Origin of the sequence: Alkalihalophilus pseudofirmus OF4, from assembly GCF_000005825.2 — a bacterium.
GTDB lineage: Bacteria > Bacillota > Bacilli > Bacillales > Bacillaceae_D > Alkalihalophilus > Alkalihalophilus pseudofirmus.
Genome location: NC_013791.2, coordinates 2,508,031 through 2,520,867 on the forward strand (window position 1 = coordinate 2,508,031; position 12,837 = coordinate 2,520,867).

General features: G+C 37.7%; 12 protein-coding genes. All 12 read right to left on the minus strand.

From position 1 onward, the window contains the following. Nucleotides 1–15 precede the first annotated feature (15 nt). Nucleotides 16–1,308 carry an isocitrate lyase gene (gene aceA, locus BPOF4_RS12675; protein ID WP_012959587.1) on the minus strand — a complete coding sequence of 431 codons (1,293 nt, stop codon included), beginning with the start codon at nt 1,306–1,308 and terminating at the stop codon, nt 16–18. 527 nt (nt 1,309–1,835) lie between these two features. Next, on the minus strand, nt 1,836–2,372 hold the full coding sequence (locus BPOF4_RS12680) for a DUF4309 domain-containing protein (RefSeq protein ID WP_012959588.1): 537 nt from the start codon (nt 2,370–2,372) through the stop codon (nt 1,836–1,838). 223 nt (nt 2,373–2,595) lie between these two features. Further along, the gene (locus BPOF4_RS12685) at nt 2,596–3,807 is read right to left on the minus strand and encodes an MFS transporter (protein ID WP_012959589.1); all 1,212 of its coding nucleotides are present in this window, start codon (nt 3,805–3,807) and stop codon (nt 2,596–2,598) included. Between the two features lie 158 nt (nt 3,808–3,965). Beyond that, on the minus strand, nt 3,966–5,462 hold the full coding sequence (locus BPOF4_RS12690; RefSeq protein WP_012959590.1) for a glycine betaine uptake BCCT transporter: 1,497 nt from the start codon (nt 5,460–5,462) through the stop codon (nt 3,966–3,968). A 140-nt stretch (nt 5,463–5,602) separates the two neighbouring features. Next, nucleotides 5,603–6,760: a mechanosensitive ion channel family protein gene (locus tag BPOF4_RS12695; RefSeq protein WP_012959591.1), complete on the minus strand. Its 1,158-nt coding sequence runs from the start codon at nt 6,758–6,760 to the stop codon at nt 5,603–5,605. Between the two features lie 161 nt (nt 6,761–6,921). Beyond that, the gene (locus BPOF4_RS12700) at nt 6,922–7,245 is read right to left on the minus strand and encodes a YtxH domain-containing protein (protein ID WP_012959592.1); all 324 of its coding nucleotides are present in this window, start codon (nt 7,243–7,245) and stop codon (nt 6,922–6,924) included. 74 nt (nt 7,246–7,319) lie between these two features. Further along, entirely contained in the window at nt 7,320–8,309 is a 990-nt protein-coding gene (gene bioB / locus BPOF4_RS12705; RefSeq protein ID WP_012959593.1) for a biotin synthase BioB, read from the minus strand. A gap of 218 nt (nt 8,310–8,527) precedes the next feature. Next, entirely contained in the window at nt 8,528–9,280 is a 753-nt protein-coding gene (locus BPOF4_RS12710; RefSeq protein ID WP_012959594.1) for a potassium channel family protein, read from the minus strand. A gap of 50 nt (nt 9,281–9,330) precedes the next feature. Next, the gene (locus BPOF4_RS12715) at nt 9,331–10,575 is read right to left on the minus strand and encodes a glutathionylspermidine synthase family protein (RefSeq protein WP_012959595.1); all 1,245 of its coding nucleotides are present in this window, start codon (nt 10,573–10,575) and stop codon (nt 9,331–9,333) included. Nucleotides 10,576–10,594: 19 nt separating this feature from the next. Continuing rightward, nucleotides 10,595–11,011, minus strand: coding sequence for a DUF350 domain-containing protein (locus BPOF4_RS12720; protein WP_012959596.1), 417 nt, complete (start codon nt 11,009–11,011; stop codon nt 10,595–10,597). 3 nt (nt 11,012–11,014) lie between these two features. Beyond that, a complete protein-coding gene (locus BPOF4_RS12725) occupies nt 11,015–12,268 on the minus strand; it encodes a glutathionylspermidine synthase family protein (protein ID WP_012959597.1) in 1,254 nt (417 codons plus the stop codon). Continuing rightward, nucleotides 12,258–12,737, minus strand: coding sequence for a DUF1190 domain-containing protein (locus tag BPOF4_RS22235; RefSeq protein WP_012959598.1), 480 nt, complete (start codon nt 12,735–12,737; stop codon nt 12,258–12,260). Before BPOF4_RS22235 ends, BPOF4_RS12725 begins: the two co-directional genes overlap by 11 nt. Between the last annotated feature and the right edge of the window lie 100 nt (nt 12,738–12,837).

Consider the following 12,837-nt stretch of genomic DNA (forward strand, 5'->3'; position numbering starts at 1 on the left):
TTATTTTATCATTTATTATTGCTTTTGGAATTGTGATTCTTCAGTAGAACCTTTTAATGCTGTGGTTGAAGATGTACCACCAGAAACTGCTTGTGAAATTTCATCAAAGTATCCTGTACCTACTTCACGTTGGTGGCGAGTTGCCGTGTAGCCTTTTGACTCACTTGCAAATTCAGCTTGTTGTAACTCTGAATATGCACCCATTCCACGAGTTTTATAGCCATGTGCTAATTCAAACATGCTGTGGTTTAGAGCATGGAATCCTGCAAGCGTAACGAATTGGAATTTGTAACCCATTTTCCCAAGCTCCACTTGATACGTTTCAATTGTTTCTTTATCAAGATTAGCTTCCCAGTTAAATGAAGGCGAGCAGTTGTAAGCAAGCATTTTTCCTGGGAATTTAGCATGGATAGCATCAGCAAATGCTTGAGCTTCTTCAAGCGATGGTTTTGAAGTTTCGCACCAGATAAGATCAGCATATGGTGCATACGCTAAACCACGCGCGATAGCTTGGTCAAGGCCTGGTTTCGTACGGTAGAATCCTTCAGGCGTACGTTCTCCTGTAATAAATGGATGATCTGCCGGGTCAATATCACTCGTAATAAGATCAGCAGCATCTGCATCTGTTCTAGCAATTAGGAGTGTTGGTACACCGCTTACATCTGCAGCTAGACGAGCAGCTGTAAGGTTGCGTACTGCAGTTTGTGTAGGAATTAATACTTTACCGCCTAAATGTCCGCATTTCTTCTCAGAAGCAAGTTGGTCTTCTAAGTGAACACCTGAGGCACCAGCTTCAATCATGCCTTTCATTAATTCAAATACGTTTAACTGACCGCCAAATCCAGCTTCCGCATCAGCCACGATCGGTTGGAAATAATCAATATCTCCTTCACCTTCCATATGTTGAATTTGATCTGCACGCTGTAGTGCTTGGTTAATACGCTTAACAACACTTGGAACACTGTTTGCAGGATATAAACTTTGATCTGGATACATTTGACCAGATAAGTTAGCATCTGCAGCTACTTGCCATCCACTAAGATAAATAGCTTTTAAACCAGCTTTCACTTGTTGAACAGCTTGGTTACCAGTTAAAGCGCCTAGTGCATTGATATAATCTTCATTATGAAGATAGTTCCAAAGCTTTTCAGCTCCGCGCTTAGCTAATGTATGTTCAATTTGAACTGATCCTCTTAATTTGACTACTTCTTCAGCAGAATATGTACGTTCAATCCCTTGCCATCTCTCATCATTTTCCCACTGTGCTTGTAATTGTTCAGCTGCTAATTTTAGATTTTCTTTTGTCATGATAATCTCTCCCTTTTTTTAAAGTGTTGATACTGCCCATGATCCTGATTTTGTCTCTAAGCGTCACACACTTCAGATCCTCATACTGTTCAATAACAGAAATCATAAGCTGAATCAATGTCTTTTCAATGGACTAACAGTGATGCACTTCTTGCAGGATTCTTACGAAGTTAAGATGCTCTAGATGTCATTGATTGTCACTTTTCGTACATTCACCCTCTCCTAGTTCGACCCCTTTTTTCTCTCTGTATTATTACAGTTTGTTTCTACGTGTTTTATAATATAACAGTATTTAAATAATTACAATAGTTTTTTCTTATTTTTTTGAAAAATTATACTTTTGAAGAAATGATAAGTGACATACCCAGAAGTAATAACACTATTACGCCGCCTTAACGAAAACACTTTATCTTTATTTGGCTAACTTCTTTCATTTGAAAAAAATATACGAGCAGGTATTCACTGTAGCAGAACAACACAAAAAGAGTACCAACGTTTTCGTTAGTACTCTCGCTCCTGCTTGTTATTTATTGTTTTTCTGATTCAACTAACCATACAAATTCAAGCGGGCTTCCTTCCTCAGAGGTTTCAAAAAACAACGTATAATCATCTAATTCATAAGAATAGGTCCAATAACCATCCAATTCATCTAATTCGCTGCGGTCAGGTGTTCCTAAAGCTCGCTTCATTTCCTCTACCGAAACCCGGTAGTCAGATATGTCCATCATGATGGCTTCTAATAAGTAGTTCTCACTTGAAAAAATATAGGTTGTACGGTCATAAGTATAATAATTTCCACCTTCATATAACCCTTTTTCACTAGGTTCTCCAAGACTTTCTAACACATCTGTCTGCGATTCTCCTAAAGCTTGATCAGTCGGAAAAAAGATACCGTTAAATCCTTTTTCAATCCAAGCAAATGAAAGAAATGAAGGGGTCGCAGCTGAAACGACTGATCCTGGTTTGTCTAACTCCTCGATATCCATTACTATTGAATTCCCTTGTCCACAGCCAAATAGGAAGATAGCCATATTCATCACAATAAAATATTTTATATATTTCATCCTCACACACCTGCCTTTAACCTTTTAAAACGTTTTAAACGGAAATATTATCTATATATAGAATTACCCTGCTCACCCGCTTTTTAAAACGTTTATCTTGTTAAAATTAAATATTCGTGTGATTTTTTGTGATTCCTATGAAAACCATTCCAATAATTAAGACATAATCAGCACAAAAATTGTCAAAGATAACGTAATTTGTCGATATACGAAATATTCCTTTTTAATTTACCGTATAAGAAGTCGATTTAAGATGGTCTGTTTCCTCTAAATGTTTCATTTGAATAGATGTGTATGTGGTCACCACCAGAATCATCATTGACCCAGCCACCACTCCTATCCACCCAGCGTGCACCCAAAACCACCCTAAATAAATACCGCCAAGTCCGCCCCCAATGTAATAAGCAGTTAGGTACAATCCTGAAGCACTTGCTTTTGCTGTTGTTGCATACTTAGATACCCATGCACTAGAGCATGAATGAGCAAAAAAGAATCCAAAGCTAAGCAAGAGCAATCCCAGCACAATCAATAACAAATTCATAATCAGTGTAAGAGTAATACCTACAGCCATAATCAGGATACCGATTTTAAGACAATAAGCCTGTGAGTATTTTTTAGCAAGCTTTCCGGCAAGCGTTGAAGAAAAAGTACCTGCCATATATGTGATAAAAACAAACCCTACAACTGTAGTTGATAAAGAAAATGGCTCTGCTAACAGTAAGAACGCAACATAACTGTAAAACCCTATAAAAATTAGAAAGTGTAGTCCTCCAACAATATACGCTGGCTGCAGCTGCCGGTCACTTAAATGATGCCGGTAATTAGCAATCACTTCTTTAAAGTGAAAAGGCTGCGGTGTAAATTGCTTTGAATTTGGGAGAAACAGCAATACTAATATCACAGACAAGACACTGATTAATCCCATAACTAAAAAAGCTATTCGCCAGCTTGAAAGATCTGTTAATACCCCGCTCATAAAACGGCCTGTCATTCCTCCAAAGCTGTTTGCACTAATATAGACGCCGATTGCTACTGTCATTGCTTTTTTTGCATATTCTTCGCTTATATACGCTAGCGCAATAGTTGGGATCCCAGCAAGTGCGATGGCTTGCAGCGTCCGGATTAGTAAAAGTCCTTCAAACCCAGGGACAACTGCCAGACCAAGCGATAACAAACAAGCAATAACCATTGCTGTATTCATGATTTTCTTACGCCCCAGCGCATCAGACAATGGGCTGTAAATGAAAAAGGCTATGGCTAGAACAAATAACGGAACGGAAACAAGTAAACTAATCATTACATCCGAAACTTGAAATTCTCTTGCTAGTACAGGTAAAATCGGCTGCGGAAAATGTAAATTGGCAAAAATAAAGAAAGCAGCTACTCCTAAAGCAAATGTAGTCCGCCTAAACTGTGCGGTCTTCTCTTCGATCATTTTTCTCCACTCCTTAAATTGCAGCTAACACCATTTTCTCTCTAATAGTTAATAAAAACATTATAAAGGATTCAGAATCATTTGAACATCACAGCCGCTTTTCTAGGCTAAAGAAAAAAACAGAACATCTCTATGAGAAGTTCTGTGCAGTATTGAATTTATTTTTTTTGTGCAGCCTTCATTTCCAGCTTAAACACCTTAAGTATGCTGTAGCTCATAGCAAGTAAGATAAAGGTTAAAGGAAATGCGCTGACAATAATCGCCGTTTGCAAGGCATCTAGTCCTCCTGATGCCATTAATACAACCGCAGACGCACTTAAAATCAGCCCCCAAGAGATTTTAATAAAGACGGAGGGATTTAAATCACCTTCAGTCGTCTGCATTCCAAGAACAAATGTGGCAGAGTCAGCAGAGGTGATGAAAAATGTACTTATAAGCAATACAGTTAATACAGATAATACCCCGCCTAACGGTAAAAAGTTATAGACGTAAAATAGCCCCGTCTCTAAACTTTGGCCAGCTACATCTAGCCCCTCTATTAAGTCAAAATAAATTCCTGTTCCGCCAAAGATGGCAAACCAGAATGCGCAAACAAGTGTAGGAACGATTAATACAGCTACAACAAATTCTCTAACTGTTCTCCCTTTTGATACTCTAGCAATAAACATTCCAACAAATGGAGACCAAGAGATCCACCATGCCCAATAAAAAATCGTCCACCCTTGAGTCCAGGCAGCACTTTCTTGATTAAATGGAGAAATACGCAGCCCCATTTGCGGCAAGTTTTGAATATACTGCCCTAATGTATGAGTAAAAAGGTTTAATAAAAATAACGTCGGACCAACAATGATCATAATGATTAAGAGTAATACCGCTAAAATCATATTCGTATTACTTAAATATTTAATTCCTTTTTTAATACCTGTTGAAGCTGAAATAATAAATAAAACTGTAATAATACCTATAATCAATAACTGGATGTTAAAATTAATAGGTATCCCAATCAAATAATTTAATCCTGCATTAATTTGTTGAGCACCTAAGCCTAACGAAGCACAAACTCCAAATAACGTTGCAAATACAGCTATAATATCAATTGTATATCCAATAGGTCCTCTGACTTTGTCTCCAAAAATAGGTTGCAATGTGGAACTCATTAAACCTGGTACCTGCTTGCGAAACTTATAATAAGCTAAAGCTAATGCTACTGTCGCATAGATGGCCCATGCATGAAATCCCCAGTGTAAGTATGTAAATCGCAATGCAATGAGAGCTGCCTCAGACGTTCTAGCCAGTTCTTCCCCGCCATACGGAGGTTCTGCATAATGTGAAATAGGTTCAGAGACACCATAAAAGAGTAACCCGATCCCCATCCCCGCACTAAAAAGCATGGCAAACCAAGTAAGCCGGTTAAATTCAGGTTTATCATGTTCCTTTCCTAATTTTATCTTTCCATATTTACTGAAGATCAAAAACAGAGCGAACAATAGAAAGAATGAAGCAGCAAGCTGATAAAACCAACCAAAAGATGTCAAAAAAAATGTTTGCGCACTCTCCATTACTTGACCGAGATTTGTCGGGAAAAATGTTCCCCATAAAACAAATAAAAGCGCCATAACAATTGATATTTTAAAGGTTATCGTTAGATTTTTCACACAGATTTCTCCTTCTCATTAGCCAATTTCACAACTGCAATTGATGTGTCATCTAATAGTGTGCATCATTTATTGTTTTCTTATGAAAAGAACAACACAGTGAAGTGACTCTTTGAAGGTGCCATAAAAAAAAGAGCTCATTATTTTGAGCTCTTCTCGTTTACAGCGGTATGATCTTCTTCCTCTTCTTCTTTTAACATTTCTTGCATGACATCTTGATGATCTTTTTCAACATAGAGACTTCTGCTTGGGAATGCAATCTCTACACCTTCTTCTTCTAATATGTTCATGATCTTAAAATTAATATCTTCTTTTATTCGATACCATTCGGTCCATGCAGTCGTATTCGTAAAAAAGTAAACAAAAATGTCCAAGCTTGAATTATTAAAATCACTAAAACGAACCATAATCAAATCTTGATTGACTTCTTCATGCTCTCTAAGCAACGTATCAATTCTATGAACACAGCGTTCTAACTTATGACGAGGGGTAGAATACGTTACACCGACTTTAAAAGTAATTTGACGCTTTGTCATCTGTGACCAGTTGGTAATCGGTTCGTTTGCAAGGGTAGAGTTAGGAACCGTAACAATAGAATCGGCAAAAGTTCTTATTTGTGTACTGCGGAATGTGATATCCTCTACAGTACCTTCTACTGAAGGCGTTTTGATCCAGTCTCCTTTTGAAAAAGGTTTTTCTGTTATAATAATAATTCCTCCAAAGAAGTTACCAATTGTATCTTGTGCTGCTAGAGCAAATGCCAGACCACCAAGCCCTAAACCAGCAATGAAACCGCTGATACTATACCCCCACTCACCAGCTATGACCACAATTGTTAAGGCAATCACCGAAAACCTTAGGATCTTTGATAAGAAAGGAACTAACATACTATCTTCATCAAGTTCTACTCTTTTAGCAAAACGGAAGAAAAAAGCTGAATGAGCAGACATATAATTATGTAAGCCCCATCCAAGAAGCATAATTATAAACGACCTGTAAATATGCTGAACAAACTCTGTTGTGGTTATGTTGAAAGGCAGATACAACAAAGCTAAGTATGTACCTAATACAATCCAAAAAAGCCTTAAGGGCTTCTCAAATGAAAGCAGCACATCGGTAAACACATGAGTTGGGGTTCTCCGTGTCAGAGAAACAATAAATTTAAACACATATTTGGTAAATAGCTTACGAAAAACCAAGAAGATAAGAAATATTCCAAATGCAATTGAAATATCTATCCACTCTAGACGTTGAAAGGATGCAATCAGCATTCTCCAGCGTTCCATTGAATTATCCATTAAATAGTCACCTCTATCTCACATTAACCTCTCCATTAAAATTAATATTTTACCACAAAAACCTCATATGAGATGGCAATCACATAATAATACGAATACCTTTTACATTTTCCTCAAAACAATGGATTAAAACCTAAAAAAGAGCAGTCAAAATGAATTGACTACTCCTCTTCTAACACACCTTGTATTAATTCACCAATTTCTGATTGTTCACCAGCACTTTGGTTTTTCGTCTGTTCAGGTTTTTTGCTGTCACTTAGTACTTCTTTTATATCCTCGCTCCATTCACTGCCAAATTCAAGCAATAGGTGGGATAAGGCGCCTCCTTTTTTTGAATTTGCTTCTGGCATTTTATTAACCAGACCTTTTCTCATTTGGCTGCCTCTTTCACTAGCTAATAAGTAATAACCAGCAACACCAACTGCTGTGCCGACAAGTGATCCGATAAAGTATCCTGAACGAGATGAACGTTTCTTTCTAAACATCCCTACAACCCCTTCCTTTTCAAATAGTATGGGGTTATAAAGCGTTTTTTATGAATATAATTTATTTTGTTGATTTAAGTAACTGGAATAGCGCGCTCTTCAATTTCAAACCCTAGGTCTTCAATCATATGATGATCAATCTCCACACTTTGTCCCTCTGTTGTTAAATAATCTCCTACAAAAATAGAGTTCGCTGCATACAACGCGAGCGGCTGCAATGTTCTGAGATTTAATTCCCTGCCCCCTGAGACACGGATTTCTTTTGATGGATTAATAAATCTCATTAATGCTAAGACGCGTAAGGCTTTCATTGGCGCTGTCCGGCTTTTCCCCTCAAGAGGAGTACCTGGTACGGCATGTAAAAAGTTTACTGGAATTGAATCCGCATCGATCTCACGCAGGGCATATGCCATTTCTACAATTTGTTCATCTGTTTCTCCCATTCCTATAATGACACCGGAACAAGGTGACATCCCTGCACTCTTTGCACTTTCTACTGTTTCGACTCTATTATCATATGTATGACTTGTTGTAATCGCCTCATGATGATCGCGATGAGTATTAATATTATGATTATATCTATGAACCCCAGCTTGCTTTAGTCTTTTGGCTTTCTCATCTGTCAAAATCCCTAAACACGCACATATTTTTAAAGGCATCGTAGCTGTAATCTCCTCTACTGCTTCAATGACCCCGTCGAGCTCTCGCTCAGTCGGACCTCGTCCGCTTGCTACGATACAATAGGTTCCTGCTTTTCTCTCCATTGCTTCTCTTGCACCCGCTAACAATGTTTCCTTATCTAAGAAAGAATACTTCTCAACTGGTGCCGTTGATATAATTGATTGTGAACAGTACCCACAATTTTCAGGACATAGTCCACTTTTAGCATTGATGATCATATTTAATTTCACTTTTTTTCCATAGAAATGACTTCTGACTTTAAAAGCCGCCTGTAAGATAGGCAGTACTTCTTCATCGTCTGCCTGTAAGATAGACAGCCCCTCATCTAAGGATAATTTTTCTCCAGTTATCGCTCTTTTAGCATAGTTTAACCATTCACTCATTGTGTTTTGCCCTCCCGTATGTTAACTATTTTTTATTTTAAGTTAACATTAAACAAGCTAATAAACAAGCAGTTTTACAATTAATTGCAAAAAAACAGATAATTCTCTGTTTTCATAGTAAAAAAGATGCCGTTATTTATTTCCAGGGCAATTTTCGAGGCATAAAAAAAATCAAGGTGTAGATACATACACCTTGATAATATTATTCTATTATACATTCAACACGTATCTCGATTACGCTTTTCTTCTTCAAGAAGTTTTATAAGAATGTCTATTTCAGCAGCAGTTAAGTGATCTAATTCATTGATTTTTTCTTTCATATACGTAACTTGGGTAGATTCCTCTTTAATCGTCCCTGTTAAAAAATAACTGGTGATTGAAGCTGTAATAATCCCGATTAATCCTATTCCAAAAAGCATCAGAAACACAGCAATTAATCGACCTATAGGGCTTGATGGCGATATATCTCCATAACCTACAGTCGTGGTTGTCACAATACTCCACCATAGTGCATCAGCATATGTTTCAATATTCGGTTCAAGGTGAACAATAGGAATCGAGCTTAAAAAGACCATCAACGTCATGAATGTGACAGCTTTTCCTAACCCGTGCTTATTTAATATTACTGCTAAGGGCCTTGCATATCTAGAAATAATCACCAAAAGTCTAAGTGCCCTGATGACTCTTGCAATTCTAGCCAGCTGAAATACCGCATCAAATGGTATGATGATGATCAAATCAAGAGGGTTCTTTTTAAGATGAGCGGTTTTATTTTTACTTAGAATGAATCTTATAAGTACATCGATTGTAAAAATGAGCCACACAATTAAATCTAATACATAATATTGATTTTCATCAATAAAGACGAGTGCAAACGTTACACATGCTAATGTAAATAAAAGAACTTCATATGCAAAGATCCATTTGTTTTTTTGTGCGATTTGTTTATCCTTAGTTATGTCTGCTTCCATATTTATCACCATCTTAAAGAGACAGCCACATCTACTGCTGCCTCTTTTGATTATTTCATTATAGTAAATCCAACAAACATGGACAAATTACCAGTAATATATTCACCCACCCGGAAAAATAGTCCTGCTGGTTCACCATTCATAGTATGAGACCCAATAAGTAATCTGCCTGTATAAGGTCCATCCCATGTGTCTATCGTTTGACTTGGCATCGGGTAATATTCTTGATAAACCATTTGTTGATCTTGATAGTAATCAAGGTCCTGATCTAGAATATGATTATTTTCTACTACAGTAATCCCCCCGCCCTCTCGTCCTAGTACGGGCTTTTTAACGTAGGAATATAGACCGGCCTGATCGTCATATGTGCGTAAAAAGTAACGCTCAATTATTTCTTGTTCCCCTCTTGTATACCATTCTTTTTTCTTCTCAGTAATCAATGAGAGGACTGCTTTGGACTGCATCATTAATGCTTGTGGAGGATTTATCAACTTTACTTTGCCTTCTAATACGTTCACAAGAAATTGCTCACCAATCGACTCGCCCGTACCGCTTTTCTCATGAAGAAAGTATTCAAGTGGATAAAGACGGTATAAAAAGTGGATCTGATTGCCGCTCGGATCATATACCCCATCTTTTCTTACTTCTATCTCCTCTAATGGGATGTAGTGTGCATTTTGAGGGTAGTGTTGCATCAAATACTTTGCTGTTAGCTTATCCTCATCATGCCAATTCGCAGCTGTAAAGTAGAGCGTATCTGCACTTCTTATCTGGTAATCTTTTATAACCTGATCCCATGCTTCTTTTACAAGCCGGTTTATCCCTTCATTAGGATTTTCCACTTGATGCACTTTCGCTAGACGGTTCTGAGCAATAGCTGCTTCAACTAGTCCAACAGGTGTATCAGTATTTGCTTCTATTACCTTTAATCCATGTACTGAAGCAATAAAATCATATCTCGTAAAGTATGAAAAGCGTTTACTCTGATCTTCCAACAAAAGATCCCACAGCATAATTGGAATGCCTAATCGATGCATGATACTAGGATTCTCTTTGATCATTTTATATGTTTTTATATAAATTGCATCTACTGCCCTCGTTGCATTTTTAATCTCGGTATACATCGCATGAGGAACTTCTAGCATAGAATCACTCATATATTGATGTTCTTCGTAATTCTCATATAGAGTAGCCCATGTAAAACCAGCTTTCGCCATTTCATCATAGAGTGATTCAAAACGATTAAGATACTTTTCTTGCTCAAAAGGTGTTGTCAATGAGCGGTATGGTAACATATCTGCTCCTCCTATCAAGTTAATAACTGATTGTTGCAGCGACAATAATGCCTACTAATACAGAAATGCCTCCAAGGAACAACCCGACTGCCACATTACCCTTTTCTACCTCATTTGCTAAATTGGTATTTCGTGTAAAGGCATGTTCTAATACAAAATGAAGCAACACTTGAATAATAATAGCAATTAATGCCCAGATCGCTAAGTCTACTAAATTTATTGAACTTCTGATCGCCGATTGCAAAACAACAACAAGCCCTGCCATTTTCCCTAATAACTTAAGAGAAACAGCCACATTACCTGCTCGTATCAAGTCTCTTTCTGAATAAGGAGTTAACCATTTGAAAATAAACGTTCCTATTAGAAATAAGACAAACGATGTTACTAAATAAATGAGAAAATGATCAAACGTTTGTAAATAATACAAAATATCCACTAGTTAATTATCCCCTTTCACTCCACAAGGTAAAAAATATGACAAATTATCAGTAATAGCTGCACCTGCCCTAAAACCAAATGCACTCGCTTTTTCTCCAACAACAAAACTGCCAATGAGCAAATGCATTTCTTTTGCACCTAATTCTGTGTTAACGAGAGCCGTTGGCAGTTCCACGTATTTTTGAAATACTTTAATAAACTCGTCGTATGTATTGTGCGTCTCTTCTCCAATCACGCGGCCAAATTCTTTTATTCTTACCGTATCTCCTTCTCTGCCGAATACAGGCTTAGAAACATATTTCTCTCCTGTTTCTACGAAAGGCTCCTCATCTAAGTATGTCGGCAAAAAATACGTTTCAATGATTTGGTGGTCGTAATCAGAAAAGTATGGATGATTCGCTTCATGCAGCCCCCATATAACAGCAAGCATTGCTTTTGTCTGCATTAAAAAAGCTGATGGCGGATTAAGGATTCCAACCTTTTTGTGTTCGACTAATTGCAAAAATGCTTCTCCAATCAGATAGCCATCATCTGTCTGATCTCGCACTAATGCTTCAAGCGGATAAGTATGACGGTAGACTATATCTATCTTCTTTCCATCTTGATCATATACTCCAGCTTCCCTCTCACTAGTATTTACAATAAGTTCATCTAATGGGATAAAAGCAGCGCCTGGAATCTTAGCAGACTTCATCAAATAGTTTAAGGTTTCACGATCTTCTATATCCTCTTTATGAGCGGTAAATACAACATATGGATACTCCATCAAGCCTAAGTAATCAGATAATTGATTAACGGCTGCTCGCACATTCTCGCCTATTTTCTCATCTTCTCCTTCATTAGGATCAGCACAGTCAAAGCTGTTTGCGACTTTGCCGTTTACTTCAAACACCTCTCTTATAAAGGTCGGTGTATCCGCATTGAACTCTAAGATCTTTAATCCGTTTTTAGTGTCGACAAAGTCAAAACGGCCGATAACCGTTTCAAAGCTGATAGTCTCCTTTTTCAAAAGCGAGAGGGTTTGTTTAGGAACGCCAAGCTGTATGAGCGTTTCCTCTTCCGCTAGTCTTACTAATTGATTCGTTTTCTTAAAAATGGAGTATGCCTCTTCAGTTGCTTGCTGAACTTCTGCTACCTGCCTATTAGAAAGTGGAATATAATCATATAAAGCATATTCCATACCATATAATCGATCCCAAAAATGATCGATCTGATTGTAAAACCTATCACGACGCTCTTTGTAACTACCCTCCAAAAAAACCACCTCCACCCATTCCTGAGCGGGAGTTCGTTGTTTGGTTATTATTTTGCTGGGATTGATTTTGCTGGTTCGTTTGTTGATTTTGATTTGACTGCTGGTTTGTTTGTGAATTTGTGCTTGTGGAGCCATCTTGTCTTTGATTCGTTACTGGTGAGCTTCCTGCACTACCTAACGCTCTTCCGGCCATAAATGCGGCAAACGTTGGAAACCAGCTTCCACCTGCATAATAGTGACCATGGTGTTCTGACCCTTCTTCGGCACATTGATAAGCTTCTGCCTCTGCATCCCAAGTCCAAACTTCACAGCCTGTTTCCTCTGGAGATGGAGGGGGTTCCTCAGGTGATGTTTGCGGGATGTTTACTAAGTCTTCTGTATTGGGACTGTAGCATGCACTCAAACTTGCTAAGGCAAAGCTTGTACCAATTATACCTTTTAGCAAGCGATCCGTTTTCGGTTTATTCATTTTTTACACCTCCACTACCTTATACGATGATTGTTCATATTTGTTTCATTTTTCTACCGTTGTCATTCTAGCATATATTTATTTAAAAAAGATGTTTGAT